The organism is Acinetobacter sp. CIP A162 (genome assembly GCF_000367905.1).
GTDB classification, from domain to species: Bacteria; Pseudomonadota; Gammaproteobacteria; order Pseudomonadales; family Moraxellaceae; genus Acinetobacter; species Acinetobacter lwoffii.
In genome coordinates this window covers 1,629,525-1,646,558 of sequence record NZ_KB849159.1, presented here as the reverse complement: position 1 = coordinate 1,646,558, position 17,034 = coordinate 1,629,525, and the positions used below count along the sequence as shown (strand labels likewise).

Below are 17,034 nucleotides of genomic sequence, written 5' to 3'. Positions count from 1 at the left end.
TTTTTCACTTGAATTGCCACCTTTCCAGATACCTAGTCAACCCAATTTAAATAGAGAAAATGTATATTTTTATTGCAAATGATAAATACTATCATTAATATCCAGTTTCTTATTTGAGCAACAATACTAATTTATTCTTCGGTTCGGGAATCTGGTCATGCATAGTTTTAGTCTTCGTCCACTTACATTGGCAATTCTTGGGGTTACAGCAACATCTACTTTTGCAGAGACTGTGAACGAGACAGCGACTCCTACAACAACACATCAAATGTCTACGATTGTGGTTTCAGCGGCGGGTTTTGAACAAGATATTAAAAATGCGCCTGCTTCAATTAGTGTAGTAACCGCAGAAGAATTAAAGAAAAAAGGTATTACCAGTATTGCAGATGCGCTCAGTGAAGTACCAGGTGTCGACGTACGAAATGGCCAAGGCAAAACTGGTGGTTTAAATATCCAAATGCGTGGTCTGAATCAATCTTACACTCTTATTTTGATCGATGGTCAGCGTCAGAATACTTCTGGTTCAATTGGTCCAAATGGTTTTGGTGAATTTAGTACAAGCTTTATGCCACCATTAGCTTCTATTGAACGTATTGAAGTCATTCGTGGTCCTATGTCTACCCTTTATGGTTCTGATGCCATGGGCGGTATCATTAATATTATTACCAAGAAAGTTGCATCAGAATGGAATGGTAACGTTTCTGTTGAACAGAATATTCAAGAAAATTCTGATATTGGTAATAACTGGAAAACCAGTGCAGTTGTTAATGGTCCAGTGATTCAAGATAAACTTGGTATACAAGTACGTGGCGAGTTTTTCCACCGCGATCAATCAGATCGACTTGTTACCCCCGCAAAAACTATTGATGAAGGTAGCCAAGGTCGTGACCCACGTACAGTAGAAGCAAATAATTATGCTGTGGGTACAAAACTTACGCTAAATGTAAATGATAATGTCTCTACTTGGGTAGACTTTGATCATGCTAAACAACGTTTTGATAATAGTGATGCCCGTTTAGGTGAACTTTACGAATTCAACCGTACGACAGGTTTACCATCAGGAATTGGTTCATATAAAGACGAGATCAAATTCTTAAGAGATCGTATTTCTGCAGGTGTAGATGCTGAGCTTAGCTTAGGTCAATGGAAAACATTTGCAAACTATGTTTCTTCTAAACAAGAAGGCCGTCGTCTTCCAAAAGGAAATGTACCTGAATACAATTATTATTCAGATGGTACACAAGATCGTATTTTAGAAAATAAAGACCTAACCGTTGATTCTCGTATTATTTCAACACTTGGCAACCATAAACTTACAGCTGGTGTTGAATATAAAGATGGTGAAACCATCGATAACTCAGCAGGTAATGGAGTTGCTTTTAAACAAGATTCTTGGTCTGTGTTCGCTGAGGATGAATGGAATCTAACGGATTCTCTTGCATTCACTTTCGGTGGTCGCTACGAAGACCATAGTGCTTTTGGTGGTCACTTTACACCTCGCGCATATTTAGTTTGGAACACCAATGATCAGTTGATTTTAAAAGGTGGTATAAGTACTGGCTATAAAGTTCCAACAGCGAATGACCTTCATAATGGAATCAATGGTTTTAGCTCACAAGGCCGAAACGTGACTTTGGGCAACCCAGATCTTAAGCCTGAAGAAACCACAAACTATGAACTTGGTTTCGTTTACGACAACTTGTCTAATTTCTCTTTAGCTACCACTGCGTTCTTTACTCAGTTTAAAGATATTATCATCAGTGATGCACGCGTCGTTGAAAACTGTTTATGGGCAGGTCGCCCAACAGGACAAGCACCTGCAAACAACTGCATGACTGTAGGCAGTTTTGATAATCAGCAAAACTTTAGCTTTAAAGGCAATGCAGGCGAAGCTGAAAGCTACGGTGTGGAACTTAGTGCTAAATATGAAATTTCTCCAAGCTTTGATGTAAAAGCAAACTATACTTGGTTAGAGTCTGAAATTACCGAAGGTGAAAATAAAGGTAATCCTATTGAAAATACACCTCGTCACGCTTTGAACTTCACAGGAACTTGGTATGTGAATGATAAGTTCACTACCTGGTTAGAAGCTGAATATAAATCTGACCGTGTACGTTTCATAGATCCTGATTTAAGCGATGTCAATGTAAGTCGTGAAATTGATGCTGTCGGCAATAAGTTAAAAGCCTATGAGCTATTTAATTTAGGTGCATCTTATAAAGTCAACAATCAAGTTACTGTTTCAGGTCGTGTGAATAACTTATTGAACAAAGACTTTGGCGACTATAAGTCATTTATTAATAGTGATAACGAAGTTGAAAATGCTTTCCTATATACTAAAACGACGAGTGGTTTAGCGGGTACTTATATTCCAGGCCGTAACTACTGGTTATCTGTTTCATACGACTTCTAATATAAAAGTCATGATTCAAAACCCTGCTTCGGCAGGGTTTTTTATCACTCAATGAGTACTCCATGAAACCTCCCTAATTTGTGCCCTTTTATAAACATCATTATTCTCAATAAAAAGCCAGCAATCCGCTTTCTTTATCAATACTAAATAAAATCAAAAACTTAAATACTTATTGTTATATCATTACATTTAAAATCTCATTTAATATTTTCTTAAAGATCATGAATTCCCATGACAAAAGGATAAAAATAAAAACAAGAATCATTATTATTCTCATACTTTTTTAATATTCATTTTCTAGGTTTAACATGACCTTCATTAAAACACGTAAAAAAATCGTTTCCTCTGCAATTGTTTCATCTTTATCAATGGTGGCTGGATCTGCGATGGCAGAAGAACAGGTGATCCAGTTAGAGACTATTCATCAAGAGGTTAGAGCTGAACAAGCACCTGGCTTAAAAGTAAACAAATCTGCAAACAGCAAATTTGTAGCGCCTTTACTCGATACCCCTAAGTCAGTTTCGGTCATTTCAAAACAGTTAATTGAAGATACACAAGTCACTACCTTAAGTGATGCCTTGCGTACAGTTCCGGGGATTACCTTGGGCGCAGGTGAAGGTGGCAATCCAAACGGTGATCGTCCTTTTATTCGGGGTTATAATTCTGAAAGCTCGATGTATGTAGACGGCGTACGCAACGCCACTTCACAGAACCGTGAAATGTTTGCTGTCGAACAGGTTGAAGTCACCAAAGGTTCTGCATCTGCTATGGGCGGTGCAGGAACGACTGGTGGTAGTATCAACATGATTTCTAAAGTTGCTAAAGCGGGTGACTTTCTAGAAGGTTCTGTCGCGGGTGGTACTGACAACTATCAACGCATAACCTTGGATGGCAATAAAGATTTTGGAAATGGTATAGCAGCACGTGTGGCCGTGATGGGTCACCATAATGAAAAAGCTGGCCAGAAAAATGGTGCCGAATATAAACGTGCCGGTATTGCACCGAGTATTGTATTTGGTCTGGACACTCCTACCCGCGCGACTTTAAGTTATTACTATTTAAAAACCGATGACACACCTGATTCAGGTATTCCTTATAACAATCCATTTGCGCTCACAAATGCAAATGTAGGATTGAATGGCAACGGCAAGCCAATTGATATTAAACAAGGTCAATACTATGGCTGGAAAGATCGTGACTTCCAGAAACAGGAAAATCAGTCAGGAACGCTTAAATTAGAACATGATCTGACGGACAACTTAACCATTAGCAATACCGCAGTGTATAACACGTCTAAAAATGATTACCTGTGGACTAACCCGGATGACTCAAGAGGCAACTTCTTACTGAATGGAAATGTCTGGGCACGTGCCAACTCACGTGTGGCAGATACTGATGCTTTTACCGACCAACTTGCTTTAACCGGTAAATTTAATACCGGTATGCTTAAACATAGTTTTAATCTAGGTGCCGAATATTCAGACCAAGAAACTGACCGTACCCAATACATTATTGATGGGGTTAACGCTACAGGTAATGTACACAATGCCTGTAACGCTGGTGATATTACTTCGGGCTGGTGTACTTCGGTACAAAACCCAAACCGTGGGCCATGGACAGGTACATTAAGTACCAATGGTGCCGACCAGTACAATATTCAAAGCAAATCAAAGTCTGTTTATTTCCTGGATAGTATTGAATTCACCCCTCAGTGGCTTTTAGATTTAGGCGTACGTTGGGATCACTACTCAACTGAGCAAACCATGCTTGCAGGTCGTTTTAATACTACGACTCCAGCAGGAACAATTGTTAAACTTGAAAATGATAAAGACTTTATCAACTATCAAGCTGGCCTGACCTTTAAACCTGTTGAAAATGGCAGTATCTATGCAAGTTATGCAACATCTGCAAATCCAGTCGGCGTAGATGGTGGCGATGGCTCTGAAGGGATTACTGCTGCAATAAATAATCTTAAACCTGAAGAAGTCCGGACCATGGAGTTAGGAACTAAATGGGATGTACTCAATGACAAACTTAATCTGACTGCAGCTATTTTCCGCACGGAAAAAACCAATACTCGTGCGACCGGAGATGATGGCACCACAAGTAATATTGGTGAAACTCGTGTCGATGGTATTGAGCTTGGTGTAAATGGCAACATCACGGATAAATGGGCTATATCTGCGGGTTATACTTATTTAGACAGTGAAATGATTGATGGTGGATTTGTAAATACTGCCGCTACAGGTCAACCTGCTGTATATGCGCCAAATCCTAGCAATGGGAACCAAGTTCAAAACGTCGCGAAAAACAGTGCAACCCTTTGGACTACTTATGCAGTAACTCCTGCTTTAACTCTAGGTGCTGGTGCCGTCGCAATGGACAAAGTCTATGGTAATGCTACTAATACCAAGTTTGTACCGGGCTATGTTCGCTATGATGCCATGGCACGTTATAACGTGAATAAAAACGTTGATTTACAATTGAACGTCAACAACCTGTCTGATGAACGTTACTTCACTAAAGCCTATTCATCTCATTATGCGACCGAAGCAGAAGGCCGTAGCGCAGTGCTGGCAGTCAACTTTAAATATTAATTCAATGCAACCGCATAGCCTCCTGATGGGGGCTATGTTATTTTTAAAATACGATTATTCAGGGGTTTCCAGTGCTGCATCATATTCCAAATGTACTGAGCAAAGAACAGGTGCAATATTTCCGTGAGGAGATGAATAAGATTGAGTGGGTCAATGGCAAGGTTACCGCAGGTACACTCTCTGCAACGGTGAAACAGAATCAGCAACTGCCTGAAGATCATTCCCTGACCCAGCATTTAAGCACGATCATTCTTGAATCTCTGGGACAGCATGCTTTGTTTTTATCGGCGGCGATTCCGCTGGATATCATTCCCCCGCTTTTTAACCGCTATGAAAATAATGAAGCTTTCGGCTTTCATGTCGACAATTCGATTCGTCGTATTCGCGGCAGCAATGAACGCCTTAGAACGGATTTATCCTGTACGGTTTTCTTGAGTGAACCTGAAGAATACGTCGGTGGTGAACTGGTGGTCGAAGACACTTACGGTTATCACGAAGTAAAATTGCCTGCCGGTGATATGATTCTGTATCCATCCACCAGCCTGCATGAAGTCACCCCGATCACTTCCGGTTGTCGAATTGCTTCATTTTTTTGGGTACAAAGCATGATCCGTGATGATGCAGAACGGCATATGCTGTTTAATCTGGATCAGAGTATTCAAAACCTGAGAATGCAGCTGGGCGATCAGCATGCAGAGGTCATGAAACTGACCAATCTGTATCATAATTTAATGCGTAAATGGGCTGAACTTTAAAAGATGCCCTGACGTCAATGATCTTTGAAAATCATTGGATTTATTTTTTATTAAAATATACTGCGTTATGGCACTATTGAACGTAATAAATAACGAATTATGCCCAAATAGAGAAAATATAAAATACAATATTTAAAATAAGTGAAAATATTTCTCACCACTTAAACTTTATAAGAAAATCTTTATTACCATACGACTAAAATCCATAAAAATAGCAAAAACTTTTCGGGATAAGTGGATTAAACTTTAAATTATAAGTAAGGCATTTAGTGCATTTGGCGAAGCTAAACCACCAATATTTAGACCATATTTCAGGTTTGAACCAGATTGTCACTAAATACCCAAGATGAATAGACAAAATCTATGTCGCTGACCCACGCACCGCTTTAACCAAGATTACGGTACCCAAGTTAGCATAAGGAGCTCTCTCATGATGTTGGCTGATCCAAGTAAAAAATACCGTCGCATGTATCAACGTGTGGACTTACCAGACCGTCAATGGCCGAACAATGAAATCAACAAAGCGCCAATCTGGATGAGTACCGACCTGCGTGACGGTAACCAAGCGATCTTTGAGCCAATGAACATGGAGCAGAAATTCAAGATGTTCCAGATGTTGGTCAAAATCGGTTTCAAGCATATTGAAATCGGCTTCCCGTCAGCATCGCAAATTGACTTCGATTTCACCCGTAAATTGATTGAAGAAGGTCATATTCCGGATGACGTCTATATTGAGGTATTGGTTCAGGCACGTGATCACTTGATTCAACGTACCTTTGAATCTTTACAAGGTGCGAAACGTGCCATTGTACATATCTATAATTCCAACTCGCCGACATTCCGCAACAAAGTCTTGAATGTTGATGTTGAAGGTGCAAAACAGTTAGCCATTAATGCTGCACAGAAAGTAAAAGAATATGCCGCAAAACAGCCGGAAACTGAATTCGTATTTCAGTACAGCCCGGAATGTTTTACTGCAACCGAATTAGAAGTCGCGAAAGATGTCTGCGATGCCGTCACTGAAATCTGGGAAGCATCTCCAGAGAATAAAGTGATCTTAAACTTACCTGCAACGGTAGAAGTTTCAGGTCCACACATCTATGCCGATCAAATCGAATGGATGCACCGTAACATTCAGCGTCGTGACGGTGTGATCATTTCTGTGCATTGTCATAACGACCGTGGCTGTGGCATTGCCGCTTCAGAATTGGCAATTATGGCTGGTGCTGACCGAGTTGAAGGCTGTGTCTTCGGAAATGGTGAACGTACCGGTAACGTCGACGTGGCTGCGATTGCCTTGAACATGTATACCCAAGGTGTAGCACCAAACTTGGATTTCTCCAACATCAATGAAATCATTGCGACTGTGGAAGAATGTACTGGTTTACCTGTGCACCCGCGTCATCCTTATGCCGGTGATTTGGTGTTTACTGCATTCTCGGGTTCGCATCAGGATGCGATCAAAAAAGGTTTCGAGTTCCAGAAGAACGAAGAAATCTGGGATATGCCGTACTTGCCAATCGACCCGAAAGATTTGGGCCGTGACTATGACGCCGTGATCCGTGTTAACTCACAATCAGGTAAAGGCGGTATTGCCTACTTGTTAGAATCGAACTACAACGTGATCTTGCCGCGTCGTTTACAGATTGAATTCTCTCAGATCGTACAAAAACGTACCGATGAGCAAGGCACTGAAATCAGTGCGACTGAAATCTGGAAGTTATTCAAAGAAACTTATGTGGATGCTAAAAACGTTCACTATTCTGCGAAAAATTACAAATTGTCAGATGATAATGGCAATCAGGTGATTGAGCTTGATCTTGAAATTGATGGACAGTCACGTCGTGTTCGCGGTGAAGGCAATGGTCCAATTTCTGCGATTTTGGATGCACTTCAGTTGCCAATTGACGTGGTGAACTATGAAGAGCGCAGCATCAGTTCAGGTGCTCATGCCAAAGCCTTGGCCTTGATCGAACTTCAGGTGAAAGGTACCGGTAAATCTGCCTTTGGTGCCGGGGTACATGACAACATCGTGACCTCTTCTATTGAAGCAATTATTGCCTCGACCAATCGCCTGATTGATCAGGGTGTATTAAGCACTGATCAGGTAATTGCTGCTGCAGTCTAAACGGCTGTATTAGAATTTGCGATAATTCATAGCACTAAAATGACTTTAGAAGGATACCGGCAAATGGTATCCTTTTATTATTCATACTAAAGATTTAAGGCGAATCCTCCCCGTGTCTTTTCCAGCTGACTCAGTGGGCATTGTTGTCCCACAAAAGTTCCAATTTGAAGAGCCGTTAGAGCTTGAATGCGGTCGCATCCTCCCACGTTTTGAACTGATGGTTGAAACTTATGGCGAACTCAATGCCGATAAGTCCAATGCCATTCTGATTTGTCATGCCCTTTCCGGTCATCACCATGCCGCAGGCTATCATCATGAAGATGATAAAAAAGCCGGCTGGTGGGATTCATGCATTGGCCCCGGCAAAGCCATTGATACTTCAAAATTCTTTGTGGTTTCACTGAATAATATTGGTGGCTGTAGCGGTTCTACCGGCCCAATCTCGCCAAACCCTGAAAATGATAACCGTCCTTATGGTCCCGATTTCCCCTTGGTTACGGTCCGTGACTGGGTCAAAACTCAGGCCCTGCTCTCTGATCGTTTAGGGATTGATACCTGGGATGCCATTATTGGTGGTTCACTGGGTGGTATGCAGGCATTGCAATGGTCAGTGGATTATCCAAACCGTTTAAGAAAATGCGTAATTATTGCCAGCGCTCCAAAGCTTTCTGCACAGAATATTGCCTTTAACGAAGTGGCACGTCAGTCGATTTTATCAGACCCAGATTTCCATAATGGCCGTTATCTGGAAAATGACAGCTATCCTAAACGTGGCCTGATTCTGGCGCGTATGGTCGGCCACATTACCTACCTGTCCGAAGAAGCCATGAAGCAGAAGTTTGGCCGTGATTTAAAATCAGGCAAATTTATGTATGGTTTCGATGTCGAATTTCAGGTCGAAAGCTATCTGCGTTATCAGGGTGAACAGTTCAGCCGTAACTTCGATGCCAATACCTATCTGATCATGACCAAGGCACTGGATTACTTTGATCCGTCGCGTGAATATGAACAGTCGCTCAAAAAAGCCATGGCCAATACCCAGTGCAAGTTCCTGGTGGTGTCATTTACCACTGACTGGCGTTTTACCCCTGCCCGCTCACAGGAAATCGTGGATGCCTTGATCAGCAATCACAAACCTGTCAGCTATCTGGATATTGATGCGGAGCAAGGCCATGACTCCTTCCTGTTCCCGATTCCGCTCTATGTAAAATCTTTGCGTGCATTCTTGGGTGGTGAAGAACACCTGAAAGCAACACCGAAGGAGACCATATAATGCGTATCGATCAACAACTCGCTGAAAAGTGGATCAAGCCAGGTTCCAGCGTACTCGACCTTGGTTGTGGCGACGGTGAACTGCTGGCACAAATGAGCAAAAAGCACGATATTCGTGCATACGGATTAGAAATTGATCAGGAAAAGATTGCAATTGCAGTCAGTCGCGGGTTAAATATCATCCAGCAAGACTTAAACCTCGGCTTAAGCCGCTTTGCTGACCAGTCTTTTGACAATGTGGTCATGGCACAAGCTTTGCAAGCTGTAGATGCGCCTGACGTATTATTACGTGATATGGTGCGTGTGGGGAAACAGGCTATTATTACCTTCCCGAACTTTGCCCACTGGAAGACCCGTTCTTTCTTGGCAATCAAAGGGAGAATGCCGGTTTCTGAAGCCTTGCCGTATATGTGGTATAACACCCCGAATATCCACTTATGTACATTTCGTGATTTTGAAGCACTTTGTGCGGAAAATAACATCAAAATTATTAATCGACTCGCTGTGAACGGGAATCAAGAAGATAGTTTGCTGAGCAAGCATCTCCCTAATCTATTTGGTGAAGTCGCAATTTATCGAGTGAGCGCGCTATGAAAAAATTATTATTAAGTACGACGCTACTGGCGGGACTTTTTGGCATGCAAGCCCATGCAGATTATGTTGCACCTAGTCCATCTGTTGCCAGTCAAGCGGCTCAGTATTCCATCATGGATATCAACAGTCTGACCAAAGCAGCGAAAGCTGGTCAGGCCGGCGCACAGTTTTATCTGGCCACCAAATACCAGTATGGTAAAGACATTCAAAAAGATGAACGACAGGCCTTTGCCTGGTATAAAGCTGCTGCGGATCAAGGTCTGGCAGTTGCCCAGCTGAATGTCGGCCGTATGCTGGCAGATGGTATTGGCACCAGAAAAGATGAAGCGCTGGCGCGTCAGTATTTTGAAAAAGCGGCCAGCCGTGGCGATAACCGTGCCAGCTTTAATCTGGCAATGATGGAAGAGAAAAAGAAAAACTATATGGGCGCTTACCAGTGGTATGAACTGTCTACCCGTGATGGCATGCTCGACAATAAGGTGATTACGCTGTCGGAAGGCAGAAAAACTGCCTTGGCAGCGAACTTAACCCAAGAGCAGATCCGTCAGGCGCGTGATCGTGCCGACAGATGGATTCAGGCACAATAAGCTGAATGGTATAAATAGCACCTTCGGGTGCTTTTTTATTGCCGCAAGTTCCTGATCCATTGCTAAAATAGTACTCATTCTTGATCTAATAATGAGTTTTAACATGGCTGCAACTGACTGGTTATCCGAAGGCACACTGGTATTGGCGAGTAATAACAAAGGTAAAATTGCCGAGTTTGAAAAACTGTTTGCCGAGCTACAACTCCCGGTTGAAGTCGTGGCTCAAGGCAAGTTGAATATCGAAGATGCCATCGAAGACGGTTTAAGCTTTGTCGAAAATGCCATTATTAAGGCCCGCCATGCCGCTAAAATTTCCGGAAAACCTGCTATTGCAGATGATTCAGGCATTTGTGTGCCAGTTCTTGGAGGCGTTCCCGGCATTTACTCGGCCCGTTATGCTGGGGAACATGGCAACGATACCGCCAATAATGAAAAACTGCTAGCCGATCTCAAACCCTTACGCCAAGATGGTGAAGCAATTGAAGGCATGTTTGTTTGTGTACTGGCACTGGTCCAACATGCCGAAGATCCCTTACCGCAAGTCTTTCAGGGTATCTGGCACGGGGAAATTCTGGAAGCTGCACGTGGTAAAAATGGTTTTGGCTATGACCCGTTGTTCTGGTTACCGGAACTGGGAATTTCCAGTGCAGAAATGAGCAAGGAAGAAAAGAATAAAATCAGTCATCGTGGTCAGGCGATGCAGTTGTTTAAGAAGAGTTTGGCGAAGTAAGTTCCTCCTCTCATTACCCCCTCTCCCTTTGGGAGAGGGCTGGGGTGAGGGATTTTTAAAATACATCTCTCCCCTTGCGAAACAGCGTTTCTCATCTCCTAAAAAGAGAGGGAATCTATAGCGTAGGCATCAACGCATGCACGATTACCCCATATAAGGCAATCAAGATCGCGCTGGCCAAAGTTCCCGAAGCAATATATTTGGCGGAATGGCCCGTTCCCTGATAATGGGTTTCCAGTGCCACAATATTGGCTGCAGGCGGCAATAAAAAGAACATCAGCAGTACCGCATAGGTCAGCGTCTGCTGCGGAATAGGTAAATAATAATAGGCGGCAACACACAGTAAAACAGCAAATAGCCCACGACAAAAAATAAGTTGCAGACTGCGCATTAAATCGAAGCGGCTGATCCGCACATTGCTCAGCCACATTCCCAGCACACACATGCCGCTAAAAGTGACCAGTACTTTATTGGCCTGATACAGTATCTCTATCCAAGGCACTTGCTGCCAATGACTCAAATCCCAAAATGACAATAAAGCTGCCATCGACAAAGCGACCACCGGAGGTGAGAACAACACATTTTTTAAAATATAACGCGTGTCTTGTCGGGCTTCACTGACTGCCATTACTGCGCAGACATTGCCAAACAAAGAACCACCAATATACAACGCCACCACGGTACTGGTCACTTGTGGACCAAAAACTGCCAAGGCAAAAGGAATTCCCAGCCATGCCCCATTTAAATAGCTCAGGCATAAGGCACGCAGTTTATTTTTCAGGGTGAAATAAAATAAGGCAAAAAACAGACAGGAACAGAAAAAACTGAAGGCAATCAGCCACAAACTACCCTCTTGGTAAAACACCATGTTGTAGATAATGAGTACCGGAATCAGTACCCGTGCCAATAAAGCAGCCAAAAAAGGTCGAATCGGTTTTAAATATTGCACCCCCCAATAACCGATCAGAAAAGACAGGAGGGGAAGAATCAAGGCCATGACAATGCTGCTGAGATTTCCATATCAGGCTGTATGCTAGCACAGCTTAGTTTTTCTCAAATGATAGAATTTTTGATCTGAGTGATTCATTACCCCGCTGCTGTGTCGGCAAACTGTCATCAAAGCGTCACCGCGCTGTCATACAAGCCTGCTGAGATAGGTGCATGAAATATAGAGGATAAAATAATGGCAGGATTATCAATTTGGCATGTGCTGATTTTTGCAATTGTAGTGATTTTATTGTTCGGCACATCGAAACTTAAAAATCTGGGTAAAGACGTCGGCGGCGCGATTAAAGACTTTAAAAAATCAGTCAAAGATGAAGAAGCTGAACAGGCCAAACTTGCAGAGCCGCGCACTATTGAGGCCCAAGTCAAAACGCCTGAACATTCGGTTAAAAGTTAAGAGTTCGCTATGCTCAATATTGGAATGACCGAGCTGCTGATTTTCGGAATTATTGCACTTTTGGTCCTTGGGCCAGATAAGCTTCCGGAAGCAGTCCGTTTTGTCGGAACATGGTACGGCAAGATCAAGCGTATGGTGAGCAATGTTCAGAATGATCTTGACCGTGAATTGCGCCTGTCCGAGCTACGTGAACAGATGCAAGCTGAAATGCAACGGATTCAGGAACTGGAAGCCAAGATGCAGGCACAAATAACAGATTTGCAGCAGCCGATGGCAACCGATGAAGTAAAAATAAAATCGCAAGCTGTTCAGCCCTTGCTCAGCTATCAGCCGGTGATACAGCCTGTATCCCCCGTGTATTTACCTAAGCCTAGAGCAACTCAAACCGTGATTTCAGAACCACGCTATACAGAAATGAAGGTGGCCGTATGACATCCTTACCGACCACACCAGCCTCAAATGATGCTGCAGCGCTGAACCTTGAACAGATGCCGATTACCCAGCATTTGATCATCTTAAGAAAGCATCTGTTTAAAGTGGTTACTGTCCTGATTGGCCTGTTTTTCTGCTTATTACCCTTTGCCAATCAGACTTATCAATGGTTGTCTGAACCATTGCGTGCACAGCTACCTGCCAGCTCGACCATGATTGCTACGGATGTCACTGCAACCTTCATGGCACCCTTTAAGCTGAACTTCTTTGTCGCGCTGATGATCGCGATGCCGTTTATCCTATATCAGCTTTGGACCTTTATTAAGCCTGCACTATATGCCAAAGAAAAGAGCCTGGCCTTGCCGCTTCTGATCGGTAGTATCGTGCTGTTTTATACTGGCATCAGCTTTGCCTACTTTGTGGCATTGCCCTCAATTCTGCATTTTTTTATCAGTGTTTCGCCGGAAACTGTGGCACCGATGACCGACATTAACAGTTATCTCAGCTTCTGTTTAAAGCTGTTTCTGGTCTTTGGTTTTACCTTTGAAATTCCTATTATTACCCTGGTTCTGATCTTGATTGGCGCAGTTTCGACACAGACTCTGGTAGAGAAACGGCGCTTTATTATTGTGGGTTGCTTTTTTGTGGCAATGTTTGTTACACCTCCGGATGCCCTGTCGATGATCATGCTGGCTGTCCCAATGTGGCTACTGTTTGAACTGGGTTTGCTGGCAGGGAAACTGATTGAGAAACGTCGTTTAAAGACCGAATAACAATAACCAGCCAAAACAACAAAAATATCGATTTACTCAGGCAGCTCTTGCTGTCTTTTTGTTTTTAATTTTCAATAAAATACTGATTTATTTAATTTTATTGAAACAATTCTTTCACTTCCCTGTCATTTTTAGCCGTTAATTTACTCATAACCATTTAAAACAACCAAGCACATACTGCTAGGAACAAAATATGACTGATCAAATTGCTTTTAATGATGATTATGACAGCAACACTTCGGGGAACCCAGAATTTCACCAACTGTTTAACCAACAGATGAGTCGTCGCGATTTAATTAAAAAGACGGCTGGTGGTGCAGTAGCATTAACCTTAGCAGCCTCACTTACGGGCTGTAGCGATAATGATGAAGAATCAACTCCGCCAAGCATACCTGCAACACCGAATGAACCAGATTTAACTGCAACACCTAAATCATTAACCTTCAAACCAGTGGATAAAAACACTTTAGAGCAATTTACTGTGGCTGAAGGCTATGATTTTAAAGTCCTACATGCGGTAGGTGATCCTTTACACCCAAGCCTACCTGTATGGGATGAAAACAATATTCCTAGTGGTGTATCCTACGAACGCCGTGTCGGTGACAACCATGATGGTATGACCTTTTTTGGTTTAAATACCAGCAAGCAAAATTTTGATGCGACTGTATCGGACACTGGCTTATTGGTGATGAATCACGAATATTTACAACGTGATGACTTACACCCTCGTGGTAGCATATTTGATCAAGATGATATCACTGAAGATGAAGTGATCCGTGAAGTGAACTCTCATGGTGTTTCTATTGTTGCAATCAACAAAAATCCTGAGACACAAGAAATCACGGTCGATTTAAACTCGCCATTTAACCGCCGTATTACAGCAGCAACTGAAATGGAATACCGTGGCCCTGTACGTGGTAATACGTTGGTACAAACAGCATTTAGCCCAGATGGTACCAAAACACGTGGCACCATCAACAACTGTGGTAACGGCTATACCCCTTGGGGCACTTATCTCACCACTGAAGAAAACTTCAACCAATATCTCGCACGTCAAAAAGACACCGAAGGCGGGGATGTACGCGATGCCAATACCGAACATGCGTTAAAACGCTATAAAGTCAATAATGGCGCACGTGGTTATAACTGGCAAAGCATTAGAAATCCACAAATCTTTACGCCAGATTATTTCAGCCGTTGGAACACAGTCATCAGCGGTGCATCGGAACAAGAGGATTATCGCAACTCGATTAATACTTTCGGTTGGATTGTTGAAATAGATCCGTTTGATAATCGTAGTATGCCAGTAAAACGTACCGCTTTAGGTCGCTTTGCTCATGAAGACTGCCGTGCTAGCCGTGCCATTGCAGGTAAACCACTTGCATTCTATATGGGTGATGATTCACAAGGCGAATACATCTATAAATTTGTCTCAGATACTCCATGGAATCCTACTGATGTCAACGGTGGCTATGCGGCTGGCGACAAATACATGAATAACGGTAAGCTTTATGTTGCGCAATTTGATTTCAATGAAGCAACGGGTGAAGCTAAAGGCCAATGGTTAGAACTCTCTTTGTCTAATCCAAAGATTGCCAACTATGCAGAATACAAATTTGCAGACCGAGCAGATATTTTGGTCAATGCACGTATCGCAGCCGATGCAGCGGGCGCAACTAAAATGGACCGCCCTGAATGGGTTGCGGTAAATCCACATAATGGCGAAGTGTATGTCACATTAACTAATAACTCACAACGCGGTTCAGCACATGTAATTGATGCAGCTAATCCACGCCAATATTCAGATGATGATGATACAACGAACCGCCTACGTGGCAATATTAATGGTCACGTGATTCGCTTCCGTGAAACAGGCGACGATGTTACTGCAACATCATTTACATGGGATATTTTCCTATTTGGTGCCGAAGCAGATTCAATCCCAGGTGTAAACCTTTCTGGCTTGACGGATGCAAATGACTTCTCTAGCCCAGATGGTATGTGGTTTGATGACCGAGGCGTATTATGGTTACAAACTGACGATGGTGCATATACGGATACAACCAACTGCATGATGCTGGCAGCACTTCCTGGTTCAGTGAGCGATGGTTCTGTACAAACCGCAACAGCGGGGACAGGCACACAAAAAACACCTATGGGTGCGAAGCTCGATGACTCGAAGCTACGTCGTTTCTTGGTTGGTCCTGCTGGCTGTGAAATTACAGGGGTCACTATGACACCTGACTACAAAGCCATTTTTGTAAACGTGCAACATCCAGGTGGTACTTGGCCTGCAAACCAAGCTGAACATTTAATCAGTACTGGTCGTGCATATTCACGTCCACGCTCAGCAACAGTCGTGATTACCCGTAAAGATGGCGGTGTCATTGCAGGTGAATCGTTAGAAACCCCTAAAGCTTAAACCCTGAAGTGACCTAAAAAATGCCGACTTCTAGTCGGCATTTTTTATATTCGGTGATTATTTCAGGCTAATTATTTTCTCAATAGTTTGACCTGTGGTCGCACCTTGTTGTGACTTCTCGATCCAGTGCCATTGTTCCTGCTGCATTATCAAAAAATTTGAGCAGCGGGTGCCATAGGCCGGACTCTGAATAAAAGTCGAAGACAGCAGCTGTTCCATTTCAACCGAGATACCGGTATCTGGCAGAAGTTCAGGAATCACCTTGCGTTCATCTTCCAGAATATCCCAGACTGCATGATACAGATCAGCTTCCGAAACTGACTGTTGTTGCAGCATCGGTAAAAATTCCTGGGTAAAGCGTTTGCGCAAATGTCGGGTCTTGTACCAGTCTTCACTCATCAGACCATTGGAAACCACATAGACGCCATGCGCCAGTACTTGTGGTGCTTCACCGCGATTGCTCATATATACGGCCTGATCTTGATTTCCAATAAAAAGATTAAAGCCGGCATAGTCACATTGACGTTGTTCCAGATCTTGGGCAAAACGAATGGGCGTTAAGTCAGAATCTAAAAAGTTCTGGATGATATGTCCACGTGAAGTCGGATAATGCCCTTTGTCCTGTCCATCACGAAAATTGGTAATCACCGCCCAGCGACCGGAAGCCGTAATCCCCATCCAGGTACCGCCCGACTGTAGATCCTGCCCGGCAATTATAGGACTATTCTCCCATTCATGCAGCTCCTGCGTAGGACGCTGATAGAACTCATCCCGATTTGAAATCAGACATAATGGGCTCTGATCCAGAACCTTCCAAGCCAATGCCACGATACACATAATTTACGCTCTCGATCTTTACACATTGAATGTACAACATTTTTCTTTGCTTTCAGCTAAAATCTGTGCAAAACAGAATCACAAGGAACAGG

At 43.0% G+C, this 17,034-nt stretch carries 14 protein-coding genes; 12 read left to right on the top strand and 2 right to left on the bottom strand.

Annotated features, from left to right (window positions below; translation table 11 throughout):
* Positions 1 to 157 precede the first annotated feature (157 nt).
* The 8 genes from F995_RS14140 (at position 158) to rdgB (ending at position 11,076) form a co-directional block, all read left to right on the top strand.
* Positions 158 to 2,413: a TonB-dependent receptor domain-containing protein gene (locus F995_RS14140; protein WP_004647425.1), complete on the top strand. Its 2,256-nt coding sequence runs from the start codon at positions 158 to 160 to the stop codon at positions 2,411 to 2,413.
* A 308-nt stretch (positions 2,414 to 2,721) separates the two neighbouring features.
* The gene (locus tag F995_RS14135; RefSeq protein ID WP_004647424.1) at positions 2,722 to 5,010 is read left to right on the top strand and encodes a TonB-dependent receptor; all 2,289 of its coding nucleotides are present in this window, start codon (positions 2,722 to 2,724) and stop codon (positions 5,008 to 5,010) included.
* A gap of 71 nt (positions 5,011 to 5,081) precedes the next feature.
* The gene (locus F995_RS14130) at positions 5,082 to 5,765 is read left to right on the top strand and encodes a Fe2+-dependent dioxygenase (RefSeq protein WP_004647422.1); all 684 of its coding nucleotides are present in this window, start codon (positions 5,082 to 5,084) and stop codon (positions 5,763 to 5,765) included.
* A gap of 430 nt (positions 5,766 to 6,195) precedes the next feature.
* Positions 6,196 to 7,893 carry a 2-isopropylmalate synthase gene (gene leuA, locus F995_RS14125; protein ID WP_004278413.1) on the top strand — a complete coding sequence of 566 codons (1,698 nt, stop codon included), beginning with the start codon at positions 6,196 to 6,198 and terminating at the stop codon, positions 7,891 to 7,893.
* Between the two features lie 112 nt (positions 7,894 to 8,005).
* Positions 8,006 to 9,166, top strand: a complete 1,161-nt coding sequence (gene metX, locus F995_RS14120; RefSeq protein WP_004647421.1) for a homoserine O-succinyltransferase MetX — start codon at positions 8,006 to 8,008, stop codon at positions 9,164 to 9,166.
* Positions 9,166 to 9,759 (top strand): methionine biosynthesis protein MetW, encoded by a 594-nt coding sequence (gene metW / locus F995_RS14115; protein ID WP_004278415.1) that lies wholly within the window; start codon positions 9,166 to 9,168, stop codon positions 9,757 to 9,759. The genes metX and metW overlap by 1 nt, the downstream gene beginning before the upstream one ends.
* Positions 9,756 to 10,346, top strand: coding sequence for a tetratricopeptide repeat protein (locus F995_RS14110; RefSeq protein WP_004647420.1), 591 nt, complete (start codon positions 9,756 to 9,758; stop codon positions 10,344 to 10,346). Before metW ends, F995_RS14110 begins: the two co-directional genes overlap by 4 nt.
* Before the next feature lie 103 nt (positions 10,347 to 10,449).
* Positions 10,450 to 11,076: an RdgB/HAM1 family non-canonical purine NTP pyrophosphatase gene (gene rdgB, locus F995_RS14105; RefSeq protein WP_004647419.1), complete on the top strand. Its 627-nt coding sequence runs from the start codon at positions 10,450 to 10,452 to the stop codon at positions 11,074 to 11,076.
* A gap of 115 nt (positions 11,077 to 11,191) precedes the next feature.
* Here rdgB and F995_RS14100 read toward each other — a convergent pair whose 3' ends face one another.
* The gene (locus F995_RS14100; RefSeq protein ID WP_004278418.1) at positions 11,192 to 12,073 is read right to left on the bottom strand and encodes an AEC family transporter; all 882 of its coding nucleotides are present in this window, start codon (positions 12,071 to 12,073) and stop codon (positions 11,192 to 11,194) included.
* Between the two features lie 186 nt (positions 12,074 to 12,259).
* Here F995_RS14100 and tatA point away from each other — a divergent pair, with 186 nt between their 5' ends.
* From tatA to F995_RS14080, 4 genes are all read left to right on the top strand, one after another.
* On the top strand, positions 12,260 to 12,478 hold the full coding sequence (gene tatA / locus F995_RS14095; protein ID WP_004278419.1) for a Sec-independent protein translocase subunit TatA: 219 nt from the start codon (positions 12,260 to 12,262) through the stop codon (positions 12,476 to 12,478).
* A 9-nt stretch (positions 12,479 to 12,487) separates the two neighbouring features.
* The gene (gene tatB, locus F995_RS14090; RefSeq protein ID WP_004278420.1) at positions 12,488 to 12,910 is read left to right on the top strand and encodes a Sec-independent protein translocase protein TatB; all 423 of its coding nucleotides are present in this window, start codon (positions 12,488 to 12,490) and stop codon (positions 12,908 to 12,910) included.
* Entirely contained in the window at positions 12,907 to 13,683 is a 777-nt protein-coding gene (gene tatC, locus F995_RS14085; RefSeq protein ID WP_004278421.1) for a twin-arginine translocase subunit TatC, read from the top strand. The genes tatB and tatC overlap by 4 nt, the downstream gene beginning before the upstream one ends.
* A 193-nt stretch (positions 13,684 to 13,876) precedes the next feature.
* Positions 13,877 to 16,105 (top strand): PhoX family protein, encoded by a 2,229-nt coding sequence (locus F995_RS14080; protein ID WP_004278422.1) that lies wholly within the window; start codon positions 13,877 to 13,879, stop codon positions 16,103 to 16,105.
* A gap of 57 nt (positions 16,106 to 16,162) precedes the next feature.
* Here the strand turns inward: F995_RS14080 and F995_RS14075 are convergent, their stop codons facing one another.
* Positions 16,163 to 16,942, bottom strand: a complete 780-nt coding sequence (locus F995_RS14075; RefSeq protein ID WP_004278423.1) for an NRDE family protein — start codon at positions 16,940 to 16,942, stop codon at positions 16,163 to 16,165.
* Positions 16,943 to 17,034 lie beyond the last annotated feature (92 nt).